Source organism: Shewanella sp. KT0246, from assembly GCF_019654955.1.
GTDB lineage: Bacteria > Pseudomonadota > Gammaproteobacteria > Enterobacterales > Shewanellaceae > Shewanella > Shewanella goraebulensis.
On the sequence record NZ_BPEV01000025.1, the window covers coordinates 59,845 to 76,146 of the forward strand.

Below are 16,302 nucleotides of genomic sequence, written 5' to 3' on the forward strand. Positions count from 1 at the left end.
GTACTTAAGAATCGGCAACAAGTTATTGCTGTTCACTTCCCCTTCTGATTTACTTACAAATTATTATCAAACTAATGAAGTGAATATTTAATGAAGCGTCGTATATTTCTAAAATCCATGTTGGCTGGCGGTGCTATAACTTCTGTAGCAGTCGGTGTCGCTTGGATGGTAATCGATGCAGAAAGTGAAGCATTAACTATAGAATCAACACTAGTGAAATTAGAAAAGCTAAAACAAGTCTTACAGCATGAACAACAAGCAATAGCAATTAAAACAACAGGCGTTTGGGATTTAAAACAAATTTTTACTCATTGTGCTCAAAGTGTTGAATACTCTATGACTGGATACCCTGAACATAAATCTAAAGTATTTAAACAAACCATAGGTAGTTTGGCTTTTTCAGCTTTTGCCTCTAAAGGAAAAATGACTCACAAATTAAGTGAAGCAATACCCGGAGCACCGCGGCTTTTGACAAATAAAACTCAAGATACTGTTGAGGTATTGATTCAGTTAGACCGATTTAAACAATCATTACTGGATTTTGAATCTTATATTGGCGAGCTTAAGCCACACTTTGCTTATGGATTGCTAACCAAAGAAGAATACGCCTTGGCTCATGCAATGCACTTTAATAATCATTTATTAGAAATTACAACCTAATAAGCACTCTTATACAGTAATCTAAACGTCATTCAGCTGGAATATGCAATTTCATTTCTACCATAGACGCTTCAAAGCCTACCTTTTTATAAGCTTTTATTGCTGCATCATTTTTTGCATATACATCGAGATAAAAATCGAACACTCCTCGTTTTGTGCTCCAATGGATCAATTCATCCATGATGAGTTTATTTAAGCCAAGTCCACGATATTCTGCCGCAACATACATAAAACCTATGTAGCCATGTTCAATATGCTTTAATGATTTTTTCGACGCTCTAATTTGTACATAGCCAGTAGCGATGATTGAATTGCCATCTACAGCGACCATCAACATACTATTTTCTTGTGTTAATAGGCTATCTAAGTCGTAATAAGTGGCCCCAACACTTTTTATAATTGAATTAAATGGCCTTTCCGCCTCAACCACTTTTTGCTCGAGATTTAATAAAACATTTTTATCCGCTAACGTCGCTCGTCTGTAAATAATATTGTCTAATCTGGTTTCTAATTGATTCAATTGTTTGCCTAAGAATGATGTCTATGATTGATAGCTAATGCATTCACTAAGCTATTTGGATTATCTATACCAAGATATACTGTTTCAATATCACAGTTACTTAGTTGGTAACTAATACAGATGTTGGGATTACCACTGAAGTTATAACGTTTAATATTTTGACCACGTCGAATATAGCCAGAGCTTAATTTAACCATTGTAATGTCACTAATGGGAATTGATAAACAATTAAAAACTCCGTAGCGGATATATAAATATTTGTTATCCATACTGATTGGACGTCGCGACATTGCTAGGTATTCAGCCACAAAAAATACCAAACTTAAACAAGTAACAACTGTTATGACATTCGCTGCAAATGCAGACCAAACAAAATGGATGACAAGATGCATCAAAGGTATTTCAAAACAAATCATCAATATGAAACCAAGCGCGTTTGACTGATTATCATCTTTTAAATGGTAACTAAAATGCTGTCCCCCCCGATATGCAGAAGGTTTTATAAACCGACTACAAAATACAAAGCTCCAAACCCGTGTTTCAAATTTCAAAAGACTGGCCAACACACCATCGCCAACTATCTTTTTTATCGGCTTTTCAATGGCCATATCTGGATCATCTTTTTCAATTATTGCTTGTTTAATGGCAAATATGACGCAGCCAATTACGCTTAATTCAATAAAAACAAAACCCACCAATAATATAAAACGCAACTCAGTCAAATAAGGCCATAGAACTTGGTATTGTTTGGGAATTATCAAGCTGCCTATAAATACAAACAAAGCGAAGTAGCTGAGTGATTTTAATAACGCTAGCTTTCTAGGTTTTATACACAGAAAGCAAATAATGGGTAAAGTAATAGCTATATCAATCAATAACAACCAATCACTTTTAGCTGCACCATAGTCGTTCAGCCATAAGTCATGATTAAAGAAATACCACCAAACTATGCTAAATAATATTAAACACATCAGTGGTATTTTACTCATTACCTTTGTCGTATTTGATTTCATAAATGTCCTTATTCGACAGGCTACTAAAGAGCAACTATTAGAGAGTAATAGTCAGTGATCAAATAATGATGGAGAATTTGTGCCTAAATTCGCTTTAAGTACATGAAGCAATCTGTGGCTTGCTTTATTCCATCAACAATATAATCTTTAGTATATTGCTCTATCACTTCAAATCCCTTGTCTGTAAGTAACCGGGCTAGATCTTTGGCTTCATAATAGTACATATGTACCCTATCACCTGAAGCTGACTCTTGAGCCATCGATTTTTTGTAATCACCTGCCATAAAACTGATAAATAATATGCTTTTTTTAGCGAGTAATTGTGACATGTCTTCGATAAATCGTTTCAATGCCTGTTGGTTCAAATAGGGAATACTGAAAGCGCATATAGCAACATTAAATAAATCACGGTCAAACTGTGCTTTCAATGTCAAAATTTCTCGCATATCTAAAACATCATAATGATATTGTGGGTTGTTTGCATTAGCTAGCCTGACCATATTTGGCGCAAGATCAAAACCATAGATTTTAATAGGCAACAATTCTTTGTCTGGATTACGCCAATTTGAAAGATAGCAACTAACATTTCCTGGCCCGCAACCAACCTCTAACACAGATATCTCATTACAGGCTTTATTGCTTGTAACATCATTAAGTTGCAATTGATAAATATACTCGCATAATTTATCTAGACTGTGACTATATAAATTGCAATCCATATATTTGTCTTGATACTTTTCTGCCATTTTATTAAATGTAGCGACAGTTTCTTGCACATTTTCCATATGAGATACATTCCAAAGTTATCTTAAAGTCTATCGGTTGTTAACGAGCAAACCCTTTAACGCCATCACCTATAAATACTGTACTAAAAAGTAATAAAAAAACCACCCGAAGGTGGTTTTGATTTTATTGACTACACTAGCATTTAAAGAGCACTAATTGCATCTTTACATAATTGAGTTATACGTTCCCAATCACCTTGTTCCATTGCATCTGTTGGTGCAATCCAGCTACCACCAATACAATCAACATTAGGTAAAGCTAAGTAGTTTTTGTAACTTGATGGCGTAATACCACCAGTAGGACAAAAACGAATATTAGCTAACGGGCCAGAGAACGCTTTAAGCGCATTTACACCACCAGATGCCTCAGCTGGGAAGAATTTAAAATGGGTATAGCCCAATTCCATTCCTACCATAACTTCAGAAATACTTGCTACGCCTGGAATCAAAGGTACATTACCTTTTTGGGCTGTTTCAAGTAGTCCCTTTGTAGCACCAGGAGTAATAATAAATTGTGAACCAGCATCAATAGCTTGCTGTAAATGTAGTTCATTTAAAATGGTACCTGCACCCACAATCGCTTCTGGTACTTCTTTAGCAATTAATTTAATTGCATCTAAAGCACACTCTGTGCGTAAAGTTATCTCTAGAACACTTATACCACCTGCTACCAATGCTTTCGCTAACGGTACAGCATGCTCAATTTTATTGATAACCATTACAGGAACAATCGGACTGCGTTTAAAAATATCTTGTGGCTGTATTGTCCAGTTATTCTCAAGCATTCGTTAATCTTCCTTAAAATTAGTAAATTTCGTCAATGGCACTGGTACTACGAGCGCCTGTTTCAGGACTGCTTAAACTATTACGTAAAGCACCGAATAGTTCGCGTCCCATGCCATAACTTGAATGATGTAAATCCACTTTACCGGCAACACGTGCTGCTAAGGTTGCTTCATCCACAAGTAAACTCAATTCGCCAGTATCAGCATTAACACGGATTAAATCGCCATCTTCTACTTTAGCAATGATTCCACCATCTAATGCTTCTGGGGTTAAATGAATTGCTGCTGGCACTTTACCTGATGCACCTGACATACGGCCGTCAGTCACCAACGCAACTTTGAAACCTTTGTCTTGTAAGGTACCAAGATACGGAGTTAACTTATGTAACTCAGGCATCCCGTTAGCTTTAGGGCCTTGTCCTTTCACAACAACAACACAATCTCTATCTAACTCGCCTGCTTTGAAAATCGCATCAAGTTTGTTTTGATCGTCAATTACAACTGCAGGACCTTCAACGATACGGTTAGCACTCGGCACAGCTGAGACTTTAATCACTGCACGACCTAAATTACCTTTAAGTAATTTTAAGCCACCATTATTTTGAAAAGGAGTATCAACATTAGTTAATACTTCTTTATCTAGACTGTCAGTCGGACCATCAACCCAAGTTAATTTTCCATCAAGTATGCGTGGCTCTTGGGTATATTTACGTAAACCAAAACCAGCAACCGTATTGACATCCTCGTGGATAAGTCCTGCATCAAGTAATTCTTTTACTAAAAATGCCATGCCACCAGCAGCGTGAAAATGGTTAATATCTGCATGGCCATTTGGATAGACTTTAGCCATTAATGGCACACAATCTGATAAATCAGAGAAATCATCCCAGTTAACGATGATGCCAGCAGCACGGGCTGCAGCAACAATATGCATAGTCAGATTCGTTGAGCCACCCGTTGCGAGAATACCAACAATGCCATTGACCACGGATTTTTCATTAACCACTTCACCGATTGGAGTATATTGGGTACCCATTTCAGTTAAACGACACACCTGTTTAGCAGCCATAGCGGTTAATTCATCACGCAGAGGATCGTCAGGGTTTACAAATGAAGAGCCTGGAAGTTGCAGCCCCATTATTTCTAACATCAACTGGTTTGAGTTTGCTGTACCATAGAAGGTACAAGTACCCGCACTGTGATAAGAGCTAGATTCAGCTTCTAATAATGCAGCGCGATCAACTTTCCCTTGGGCAAATTGCTGACGAACACGGGCTTTTTCTTTGTTTGGGATTCCTGATTTCATTGGTCCTGCAGGTACAAACATCATTGGTAAATGGCCAAAGCTTAATGCACCAATTAATAAACCTGGAACAATTTTGTCACAAATACCTAGTAACAATGCACCGTCAAACATATTGTGAGATAAGCCCACAGCTGTAGACATTGCAATCACTTCACGGCTAAGTAAGCTTAGTTCCATGCCTGGCTGACCTTGAGTCACACCATCACACATTGCCGGCACGCCTGCAGCGACTTGCGCAACGCTACCCACTTCCTGACAAGCTTTCTTTAAAAAGTTTGGATAGTCTTCATATGGCTGATGTGCTGAAAGCATGTCATTGAACGCTGTGACAATACCAATATTGGCTTTAGTCAACTGACGTAGAGCATCTTTATCATCTGGCTTACAAGCAGCAAAACCATGGGCTAAATTGCCACAGCTTAACGCGCTACGATGAACACCTTTTGCGCTTGCATCGTTCAGTGCTTGTAAATATTTTTTACGAGAATCTTTGCTGCGTTCGATTATTCTATCAGTAACAGCTTGAACTACTGAGTGCATAATGGACTCCTTTAAGCGCTATAGAACACATCAACGGGCGTTTTACGCTGCGCTAATACGGCTCTGATAGGCATTTCGTTCACATCGTCATTTTGTAGTGCTTGGCGATATACGGATAATTTAGATTCACCTACAAGGTGAAGATAAACTTGGCGACTATTTAAAATCGCACCCTTGGATAAGGTAATGCGTGCATGAGGCGCAGTTGTAGGATTAACAGCAGCGCACAAAGCATCTGTCGTGAATGCGTTGTCTAACTCTTTACTACAAGGAAACCACGAACAAGTGTGTCCATCTGTTCCCATACCTAGTACCACGACATCGAATGGTTTAGGGAAGTTTGCTAGAGACTCAATCGTCATATCACAGCCCTTCTCAGGGCTTTCGAACATATTCTTTAAACCACGAAATTTGGCACTTGCCGCGCGATTTTGTAATAAATGTTCACGAACTAAACGCTCATTTGAATCATTATCATCAGCATCGACCCAACGCTCATCGGCTAAAGTGATATACACGTCACTCCAATCAATGGCTTTGTTACTTAATAACTTAAACAGTTTTAATGGTGTAGAACCACCTGAAACCACCAGGCTTGCTTTACCACGGCTATCAACAGCATCTTGTAACTGACTAGCAATTTTTTCAGCCAATTTAGCTTCTAAATCAGCTGGCGTATCAAATGATTTAAATACAGATTCTTTAATCATCATAAAACCCTTACTCGTCCCAAGAACGGCCGTCTTTAGTGATAAGTGCTACTGAAGCCACCGGTCCCCATGTACCTGCTGGATAAGGCTTTGGCTTTTCGCCGCCGTTTTCCCATGAATTCATGATTCCATCAACCCAAGTCCATGCTTCTTCAACTTCATCGCGACGAACGAATAACGCTTGGTTGCCAATCATGGCTTCTAATAACAAACGCTCATAAGCATCAGCAATACGTTCATTTTTAAAAGTATCAGTAAAACTTAAATCAAGTTTAGTTGTTTGAATGCGCTGTTTCTCTTCAAGACCAGGCACTTTATTCATCATCTGAATCTCTACACCTTCATGAGGCTGCAGACGAATCGTTAACTTATTAGGCGGCAAGTTACGCATGCTGTCGCGGTATAGGTTTAAAGGTGGGTTTTTGAAATAAACGACAATTTCAGAACTTTTAAATGGCATACGCTTACCGCTACGCAAGTAGAATGGCACGCCTGCCCAACGCCAGTTATCGATATCAACTCGAAGTGCGACAAATGTTTCAGTGCTCGACTTAACGTTAGCACCTTCTTCCTCTAAGTAACCAGGAACTGGGCTGCCTTTTAAGAAACCAGCGGTGTATTGACCGCGAACTGTATTTTCAAATACGTTATAAGGAGTAATTGGACGTAATGATTTAAGTACTTTTACTTTTTCATCGCGAATGCTGTCGGCATCTAAATTAACTGGTGGATCCATTGCAACAAGGGTTAACACTTGCAACAAGTGGTTTTGAATCATGTCACGCATTTGACCGGCAGTATCAAAGTAACCCCAACGGCCTTCAATACCTACTTCTTCAGCAACTGTAATTTGTACATGATCAATAGTTCGATTATCCCACTTCGATGCAAATAAAGAGTTTGCAAAACGAAGCGCAATCAAGTTTTGTACCGTTTCTTTACCTAAGTAATGATCGATACGATAAACCTGATTTTCATTAAAATATTCTGACACTTTGTCGTTAATGACTTTAGATGATTCAAGACAAGTCCCGATTGGCTTCTCTAAAACAATACGGGTATCAGAGTGAATGAGATTTTGTTCGTTAAGGCAGCGACAGATATCGCCAAAGATTGAAGGAGGTGTTGCAAAGTAACTGACCATAACACGCTTAGTAGGCTCTAATAAGTCATGGAATGCTTTATAACCTTCAGCTTCTGTAAAATTAGTGCCGATGTAATGGCAACGAGCAATAAATCTTTCTAGGGTTTCTTCACACAACTCGTCTTTAACAAACGTGTTCAACGCTTTTTGTACTAGAGCGATAAACTCTTCTTGAGTGAAGGCATCTTTTGCGACCCCAATCACTTTGGTGTCTTTATCTAGCAGGTTTGCTTTATCGAGTTGATAAAGTGAAGGCAGTAATTTACGTCTCGCGAGATCGCCCTTCGTACCAAAAAGTACAAAATCGCAAGCCTTAGCCCCTGATGATGAGTTACTCATTGCTTTACATACTCCTTTATATTGTGTGCCCACCGGTCATTATTTTTTGTTGCCGATGATTTAAAACACACTTTTGTTGTAATATAACAACAGAATTAGATTTGTGCATCTTTAATTTGAAAAAATTCGTTTGTCTTGTATCTAGCCTTATTAACATAAAACCTGATAGTATTTTGGTGATTAAATTACTGTACTATCTCTTTATAGTTACAGAATAACGCTGTAAAGTGACTACAAAACGTTTATAGAAGTACGAAAATTACTTCATTTACACTTAAAATGTAATTTGTGATATAAAATTACATCATCCATTTTAGCGGACAATTGCTTATGAATACCCTTGAAAAGGTGCAAAAAAGCCTTACACAATTTAGTAAGTCAGAGCGGAAAGTGGCAGAAGTTATTTTATCTTCTCCACAAACAGCTATTCACTCTAGTATAGCTACGCTCGCGAAAATGGCTGACGTCAGTGAGCCAACGGTAAATCGCTTTTGTCGTCGTTTAGATACTAAAGGTTTCCCTGATTTTAAATTACATCTAGCACAAAGTCTTGCTAACGGAACACCTTATGTTAGTCGTCACGTAGAAGAAGATGATTCACCAGAATCTTACACTACAAAAATCTTTGAATCTTCAATGGCATCCCTTGATACAGCTCGCCAAAGCCTAGATGTAGTTGCTGTAAATAAAGCGGTAGATATTCTTACTCAAGCTAAAACAATTTCTTTTTTTGGGCTTGGAGCATCCTCTTCGGTCGCACACGATGCACAAAATAAATTCTTCAGATTTAACGTGCCTGTCATTTGTTTTGATGATGTTTTGATGCAACGCATGAGTTGTATTGGTTGTGATGAAGGCGATGTCGTTGTTTTGATATCACATACAGGCCGTACTAAATCACTGATTGAAATAGCCCGAATTGCTCGTGAAAACGGCGCTGCGGTTATAGGTATTACTGCTCGTAATTCCCCTCTTTCTCACGAATGTACGCTTCCAGTGACCATGGAAGTACCAGAGGACACTGACATGTATTTACCCATGGCATCACGTCTTGCACAGTTAGTAACGATAGATGTACTTGCTACAGGCTTTACACTTCGTCGAGGACCGCGTTTCCGTGATAATTTAAAGCGTGTAAAAGAGGTTTTGAAAGAATCTCGTGTAAATAAAGACCTTACTATTTAAATATTGCTTTAAAATGACAGGTCTAAAAAGCCGAACAGTATTGACTGTTCGGCTTTTTTTATTCTAAAGATCGATTCTGTCACAAAAATAAAACACAAAAAGCGATCATTTTGTTTGTAACTTTCCTACATAATGGCGAAATCTCTGTTAATATAGTTTCATTATTTGTACCGAATTCTTTTTCTTTAAATTAACGGAGTATCTTATGTTCCGCAGAACTAAAATCGTTACTACACTTGGCCCAGCAACTGACCGTGATGACAACCTACGTAAAATCATCGCAGCTGGTGCAAATGTGGTACGTCTCAACTTCTCACATGGTTCACCTGAAGATCATCTTAAACGTGCAACAGACGCTCGTAACATCGCTAAAGAGTTAGGTGTTCATGTTGCTGTATTAGGTGATTTACAAGGTCCTAAAATCCGCGTTTCTACTTTCAAAGATAACAAAAAAATTCAATTGAATTTAGGCGATACCTTTGTATTGGATGCGGCGCTTGGTAAAGGTGAAGGCGACGAAAAACAAGTTGGTATTGATTACAAAGAATTACCAAACGATGTTGCTATCGGTGATATTCTGATGCTTGATGACGGACGTGTACAACTACGTGTCGATTCAGTAGATGGCCAAAAGGTCTTCACTACAGTGACTGTTGCTGGTCCTTTATCAAACAATAAAGGCATCAATAAGCAAGGTGGTGGTTTAACCGCTCCTGCATTAACTGAAAAAGACAAAGCAGACATTTTAACTGCCGCGCAAATTCAAGTTGATTACTTAGCTGTTTCTTTCCCACGTACAGGTGCTGATTTAGACTTAGCACGTAAACTTGCAGAAGACGCTGGTAGCTTCGCGTTAATTGTATCTAAAGTAGAGCGTGCTGAAGCCGTTGGTACTGACGAAGCAATGGATGATGTGATTAAAGCATCGGACGCTGTAATGGTTGCACGCGGTGACTTAGGTGTTGAAATTGGTGATGCTGCATTAGTTGCAGTTCAAAAGAAACTAATCAAGCGTTCGCGTCAGCTGAATAAAGTTGTTATTACAGCGACGCAGATGATGGAATCTATGATTTCAAGCCCTATGCCTACTCGTGCTGAAGTTATGGACGTTGCTAACGCAGTACTTGATGGTACTGATGCAGTAATGCTTTCAGCAGAAACTGCTGCAGGTGACTTCCCTGAAGAAACTGTATTAGCCATGAGCAATGTATGTAAAGGCGCTGAACAACATCCATCAGTGATGTCTTCAAAACATAGATTGGATCAAAAGTTTAATACTATAGAAGAAACTATCGCCCTTTCGACTATGTACGCAGCTAACCATCTTGAAGGTGTTAAAGCAATTATCAGTTTAACTGAATCAGGTGAGACAACTAAGTTAATGTCTCGTATCAGTTCTTCACTACCAATCTTTGCTTTATCTCGTCACCAAAAAACATTAGCCAAGCTTGCGTTATTCCGTGGTGTTATGCCAGTTCAGTTTGATTCAACAGCTGTCGCAGCTGATGCATTAGCAACAGAAGCACTTAAAGCTGTCGCTAAAGCTGGTTACCTTAAATCAGGTGACATGGTGTTAATGACTAAAGGTGATGCTATGGAAACTGTGGGCGGCACTAACACTTGTAAGGTATTAGTCGTAGCTTAAAGTTGTGATATTTTTACTTTAACTTTTAAATTGGTTATTCACAATTTATTGGTTATAAAAAAACCACCTCATTGAGGTGGTTTTTTATTGGGTGTGTTTTAAATAATCTTTAGCCTAAGTCACTTGGTGCAACTAAGCACGAATAAAAACTAACGTGGCGATTACATAGCGCGTAATCAAAGCTAGCAATTATAAAGACTCGAAATCATTAACATGAATAGCAGCTAAACGTTTAGCGTCTGCATCAATCAACAAATCATACTCTTGTTGGTTAATAATATTGTTTTCTAATGCTTCACTAAATGTCGCTAACGCTGGTAGTTTTGGTGTTAACTCGCCTGCCTTCTGCGCTTTTCTAATCCGAGCGTATAATGGCTTACAGTTAAGTTTTGCAAGAAATGCATTTTCAACTTCAGCTATTCCACTCTTGTCACCTTCAAAATCAGCACATAAGAAAGTAATACGATCGCGGGCTGGAGAAGTCTGCAGGAAGTTATCAGCTAACGTCGTAGCCTGTTTATCCGTTGGCGCATTGAAATGGTTACCAATTGGGAAAATAATAACTTTAAGTAAAACACCCACCATTTTATTAGGAAAGTTACGAGCAGCCTCTTCCAATGCCTTAGCAGCGAGATGTAAACGCTCTGTCATCACATAATGAACAATGGGTAAGTCATCTTGTTGACGGCCATTATCTTCAAATTGTTTTAACGTAGCAGACGCCAGATATAATTGGCTTAACACATCGCCCATTCTTGCAGAGATCATTTCTTTGCGTTTTAAATCGCCACCCATAATGAGCATTGATAAGTCGGTCATGATAGCTAAACCAGACGAAAGACGACTCATATCTTTGTAGTACTGTTGAGTTGTGCCACTAACTGGTGAAGTATTGGTTTTACTTGCCGTTAATGCATTAAAAAACGCCATCACACCATTTCTAGCAGCATACCCCATATGACCCATTAACAAAGAGTCAAAACGATTTATAGCCGCTTTTTGATCTTCCATAGCTGCTGTTTCCATTTCAGCAAGCACATATGGATGACAACGTGTGGCACCTTGACCAAAAATCATCAATGAACGAGTCAAAATGTTAGCACCTTCAACCGTAATCGAAATTGGGCTAGACATGTATGCATGTCCTAAATAGTTTTTAGCACCTAGCTGAATACCTTTACCTGATTGGATGTCCATCGCATCCTCTACCACATCACGACCAAGTTCAGTCATGTGATATTTCGCAATAGCCGTAACAACAGACGGTTTCACTTTTAAATCGATTCCTGTTGTCGTTAAGCAGCGAGCAGCTTCAAGCTGATAAGTGTTAGCAATAATACGTGCTAAGGCTTCTTGCACTCCTTCAAACTTACCAATTGGCATACCAAATTGTTGTCTAACATAACTGTAAGCTGTGGTTGTTTTGGTCGCCATTTGCGCCGATGCCGTTGCTAAAGCAGGTAATGAAATACCACGACCAGCAGACAAACATTCAACCAGCATACGCCAGCCTTTACCTGCAAACTGAGGACCACCAATAATCCAATCTAACGGAATAAAGACGTCTTTACCGCTTGTGGTACCGTTCATAAACGCCATCATTAATGGATTGTGACGACGACCGATTTCAACACCTTCATGGTTTGTCGGGATTAGCGCACAAGTGATACCGATATTTTCTTCATCACCCAATAAACCATCAGGGTCACGCATTTGGAATGCTAAGCCAAGTACAGTGGCAACAGGTGCTAGCGTAATATAACGTTTGTCCCAGGTTAAGCTTAAACCTAAGGTATCTTCACCATTAAACTCACGGCGACAAACAACGCCTACATCTGGAATAGCGCCTGCATCTGAACCAGCTTCAGGTCCTGTTAAAGCAAAACAAGGTAACTCTTCACCCACAGCTAATGGCGGTAACCAGCGATCTTTTTGCTCTTGTGTACCATAGTGAGTCAGTAACTCGCCTGGACCTAAAGAGTTTGGCACCATCACAGTCACAGCTGCACTAATACTTCGGGTAGCTATTTTACTTACAATCGTTGAATTGGCATATGCAGAAAATTCACGGCCGCCAAACTTCTTAGGAATAATTAGGGCAAAAAAACCTTCTTTTTTAAAGTAATCCCATAACTCTGGCGGTAAGTCTTTACGATGATGAACAATGTCATAATCATCAATCATAGTGAGTGCTGTCATCACTTGATTATTGATAAAATCTTGTTCTTCAGCCGATAGTGTTGGCTTACCGTAATTATGTAAGGTATTCCAATTAGGATTCCCTCTAAATAATTCACCTTCCCACCAAACATCACCCGCTTCCATTGCTTCTTTTTCAGTGCTAGAAAGTGGCGGTAATACTTTCTTAAAGAAACTAAAAATAGGACGCGTGATAAAACGCATCCTTAAATTACGTACACCAAATAACACTATTAGTGCTATTAATACTAGTATTAGGACAGTCATGTTAATCCCTTATTCCTTTGCTAAAATGGGTACTGAAACGCCAGCAGCCATATAAGGTATTACTTTACGAATAATTGCTTCTGTATCGTTGTGTTCACCGTAATCCGCAGCAGCAATCTCATTTAATGCATCAGCAGAAGCCATAGTGAAAACAATTGTTCCTAAGGTAAAGTGTAGTCGCCAAAACATTTCAGCTGGAGGAATATGTGGCGCACTTGCTGACACAGCTTTTACAAACGCTTCAAGGTATTGACCATAATGCGTGGTAATAAACCATCTTAAATGGCCTTGGCTCTCGATATAGCCACGACCTAGTAATTGTAAAAAGATAGTCGTGCCGCCTTGGCGAACTTGGTTTAATTCTAGTAACGGTTTAATTAGCGATGAAAATATTTCATTCAAATTTGCCAGTTCTGGATTTTTAAACAACCTTTGTATTTCAGCAGCTGCACTCGGCATGAATACATCTAAGTATCTGGCAAGTACGGCTCGAATTAGTTCTTTCTTTGAACCAAAATGATAGTTAACAGAAGCTAGATTGACTTCCGCTTTGCTAGTTATTAATCTTAACGATGTTTCTGAAAAGCCTCTTTCGGCAAATAATTTTTCAGCGGCATCAAGAATTCTTGTTTTTGTATCTGTTCTGCTTGCCATTCCATGACCCATTTCAATTTAAAACACTCGTTTAAATTAAACATTGAGCGCACAGTTGTCAATCTTATTTACCTAAGTTGCACTAAAGAAACCATATGATTCCTAGTACCATAGCTAGGTAGTTTAACAAAAATGCAATAAACACCTTATTTATGTAAACTGACGACGACAATAAAAATAAGGAAACCTGTAAGATGAAACACCCTTTTAAACAGCCGTCTAAAATTGCTCTTATTATTTCAATCGCATTAGGGCTTACAGCTTGCCAGCAAGTTGAAGAAGAAATCATCGTTTCAACAGCAAAAGTAAGTGAAACAACAAATCCATCAGCTGCTATTGATAATGCCCCTATTGACTCGAACTCAGCGATCAACTTTATAAACAATGCAGAAGCCGAGCTTGCAAAGCTTTCCGTGGAAGGCGCAAGAACAGAATGGGTTTACAGTAATTTTATTACTGAAGACACAGCAGCACTTTCCGCTGCAATTGGTGAAAAAATAACTTCTCGTTCAGTGAGTTTTGCAACAGAAGCTGCAAAATATGCCAATGTAGCATTGGATCCTGTAAATGCACGAAAGTTGCACATATTGCGCAGCAGTCTAGTGCTACCAGCGCCATTAGATCCGATTAAAAATGCTGAACTAGCTCAAATAAGCTCTGAATTAAATGGCTTATACGGTAAGGGGAAGTATTGCTTTGATGACGGACGATGTTTAACACAACCTGAACTTTCTGCATTAATGTCTGAATCTAAAGATCCTGCAGTGTTGCTTGAAGCTTGGCAAGGATGGCGTGAAATAGCTAAACCTATGCGTCCTTTATTTGAACGTGAAGTTGAACTTGCTAATGAAGGTGCAAGGGATCTTGGTTTTGCTGACTTGTCAGAATTATGGCGAAGTCAGTACGACATGAAACCTGATGATTTTTCGGCAGAATTAGATCGATTATGGGGCGATATAAAACCGTTATATGATTCATTGCACTGCTACGTACGTGGCGAACTAAATGAGCAATACGGTAATGATGTAGCACCTAAACAAGGCCCTATTCCCGCACATTTACTTGGTAATATGTGGGCACAACAATGGGGAACCATATATAACTCAGTCGCTCCTGCTGATGCCGACCCAGGTTATGATGTCACCGCCCTATTAGCTCAAAATAATTATGATGAAATAAAGATGGTTAAACAAGCTGAAAGCTTTTTCTCATCACTCGGTTTTAATGAATTACCAGACACATTTTGGACTCGTTCTCTTTTTGTACAGCCTAAAGATCGCGATGTAGTGTGCCATGCTTCAGCTTGGGATTTAGATAACGAAGATGATATTCGTATTAAAATGTGTATTCAAAAAACCGCTGAAGACTTCACTGTTATTCATCACGAATTAGGCCACAATTATTATCAACGCGCTTACAAGAACCAACCTCACCTGTTTAAAGGTTCGGCTAATGATGGCTTCCACGAAGCCATTGGAGATACGATAGCACTATCAATTACACCAAGTTATCTAAAACAAATTGGATTACTTTCTGAAGTTCCTGATGAATCAAAAGATATTGGCTTATTACTCAAGCAAGCATTAGATAAAATTGCCTTTATGCCTTTTGGTTTAATGATAGATCAGTGGCGCTGGAAAGTATTCAATGGTGAGATCTCGCCTGAGCAATACAATCAAGCATGGTGGGATTTACGCGAAAAATATCAAGGCGTTGCAGCTCCTATTGAAAGAACGGAAGCTGACTTTGATCCAGGTGCTAAATATCATGTCCCAGGAAATGTGCCATACACGCGTTACTTTTTAGCTCACGTACTCCAATTTCAATTCCACAAGGCATTATGCGACATTGCTGGCAACGAAGGGCCTGTTCACCGTTGTAGCATATACGGAAACAAACAAGCAGGAGCAAAATTGAACCAAATGTTGGAATCAGGCTTAAGCCAACCTTGGCCTGAAGCGTTAAATATTGTGACTGGCACTAAATCAATGGATGCAAAAGCGGTACTTGATTATTTTGCGCCGTTACACGTTTGGTTAGACCAACAGAACAAAACAGATAATCGTCAGTGTGGTTGGTAATCTTATAAACTATTTCATTCCAAATATTTGATATATCAAAGAGCATCTATCTAGCCAAGTGGATGGGTGCTCTTTAAAAGTTTAATGATATTTATTAACTCGCAATTAATCTTAGAAACGTCAAACTACCCACATTTAACGCAATAACAACACCAACCAAACACCTTTAAAACATCTTATTAAATAGTCGCTAACGTCAAAAATATAACACCTGTCAAAATTCTCTCACTCGTGACCCAACTCACATTAAATCCACTTTCTGTGATTAAAAAATATGATAATTTACGCCCGTACACAAAGTGAATGGAGTTACTTGTACCGTTATTTGTATTTAATACTCGCAAGTCAAAGTTGTCATTGAGATTGTTTCCGTAAAGCTGTTTCGTATCTAATTTAATGAAACAGCGCGATTTCTTTCACCTTTCTAATTGCTCTATAAATACACTCTTCATCATTTTTGTATAGCTTC

General features: G+C 38.8%; 13 protein-coding genes. 4 read left to right on the forward strand and 9 right to left on the reverse strand.

Annotation, left to right across the window (positions count from 1 at the left end; all coding sequences use genetic code 11):
- The first annotated feature begins 90 nt into the window (after positions 1–90).
- Entirely contained in the window at positions 91–660 is a 570-nt protein-coding gene (locus K5Q58_RS13660; RefSeq protein ID WP_220754474.1) for a DUF1569 domain-containing protein, read from the forward strand.
- Positions 661–688: 28 nt separating this feature from the next.
- Here K5Q58_RS13660 and K5Q58_RS13665 read toward each other — a convergent pair whose 3' ends face one another.
- From K5Q58_RS13665 to zwf, 7 genes are all read right to left on the reverse strand, one after another.
- The gene (locus K5Q58_RS13665) at positions 689–1,180 is read right to left on the reverse strand and encodes a GNAT family N-acetyltransferase (RefSeq protein ID WP_259651340.1); all 492 of its coding nucleotides are present in this window, start codon (positions 1,178–1,180) and stop codon (positions 689–691) included.
- Between the two features lie 8 nt (positions 1,181–1,188).
- Positions 1,189–2,193, reverse strand: a complete 1,005-nt coding sequence (locus K5Q58_RS13670; RefSeq protein ID WP_220754475.1) for a hypothetical protein — start codon at positions 2,191–2,193, stop codon at positions 1,189–1,191.
- Positions 2,194–2,276: 83 nt separating this feature from the next.
- Complete coding sequence (locus K5Q58_RS13675) at positions 2,277–2,978, reverse strand: class I SAM-dependent methyltransferase (RefSeq protein ID WP_220754476.1); 702 nt, start codon at positions 2,976–2,978, stop codon at positions 2,277–2,279.
- A 143-nt stretch (positions 2,979–3,121) separates the two neighbouring features.
- Complete coding sequence (locus K5Q58_RS13680) at positions 3,122–3,763, reverse strand: bifunctional 4-hydroxy-2-oxoglutarate aldolase/2-dehydro-3-deoxy-phosphogluconate aldolase (RefSeq protein WP_220754477.1); 642 nt, start codon at positions 3,761–3,763, stop codon at positions 3,122–3,124.
- 19 nt (positions 3,764–3,782) lie between these two features.
- Positions 3,783–5,609 (reverse strand): phosphogluconate dehydratase, encoded by a 1,827-nt coding sequence (gene edd, locus K5Q58_RS13685; protein WP_220754478.1) that lies wholly within the window; start codon positions 5,607–5,609, stop codon positions 3,783–3,785.
- 11 nt (positions 5,610–5,620) lie between these two features.
- Positions 5,621–6,319, reverse strand: coding sequence for a 6-phosphogluconolactonase (gene pgl / locus K5Q58_RS13690; protein ID WP_220754479.1), 699 nt, complete (start codon positions 6,317–6,319; stop codon positions 5,621–5,623).
- Positions 6,320–6,329: 10 nt separating this feature from the next.
- Positions 6,330–7,802, reverse strand: a complete 1,473-nt coding sequence (zwf, locus tag K5Q58_RS13695) for a glucose-6-phosphate dehydrogenase (protein WP_220754480.1) — start codon at positions 7,800–7,802, stop codon at positions 6,330–6,332.
- 330 nt (positions 7,803–8,132) lie between these two features.
- On the opposite strand from zwf, the gene K5Q58_RS13700 reads away from it, so the two are divergent.
- Both K5Q58_RS13700 and pyk read left to right on the forward strand, forming a co-directional pair.
- A complete protein-coding gene (locus K5Q58_RS13700; RefSeq protein WP_076541003.1) occupies positions 8,133–8,987 on the forward strand; it encodes a MurR/RpiR family transcriptional regulator in 855 nt (284 codons plus the stop codon).
- 205 nt (positions 8,988–9,192) lie between these two features.
- Positions 9,193–10,632, forward strand: a complete 1,440-nt coding sequence (pyk, locus tag K5Q58_RS13705; protein WP_220754481.1) for a pyruvate kinase — start codon at positions 9,193–9,195, stop codon at positions 10,630–10,632.
- Positions 10,633–10,821: 189 nt separating this feature from the next.
- Here pyk and K5Q58_RS13710 read toward each other — a convergent pair whose 3' ends face one another.
- Both K5Q58_RS13710 and K5Q58_RS13715 read right to left on the reverse strand, forming a co-directional pair.
- On the reverse strand, positions 10,822–13,098 hold the full coding sequence (locus K5Q58_RS13710; RefSeq protein ID WP_220754482.1) for an acyl-CoA dehydrogenase: 2,277 nt from the start codon (positions 13,096–13,098) through the stop codon (positions 10,822–10,824).
- 9 nt (positions 13,099–13,107) lie between these two features.
- Positions 13,108–13,752, reverse strand: a complete 645-nt coding sequence (locus K5Q58_RS13715; RefSeq protein ID WP_220754483.1) for a TetR/AcrR family transcriptional regulator — start codon at positions 13,750–13,752, stop codon at positions 13,108–13,110.
- A gap of 194 nt (positions 13,753–13,946) precedes the next feature.
- On the opposite strand from K5Q58_RS13715, the gene K5Q58_RS13720 reads away from it, so the two are divergent.
- Positions 13,947–15,833 (forward strand): M2 family metallopeptidase, encoded by a 1,887-nt coding sequence (locus K5Q58_RS13720; RefSeq protein ID WP_220754484.1) that lies wholly within the window; start codon positions 13,947–13,949, stop codon positions 15,831–15,833.
- Positions 15,834–16,302: the final 469 nt, after the last annotated feature.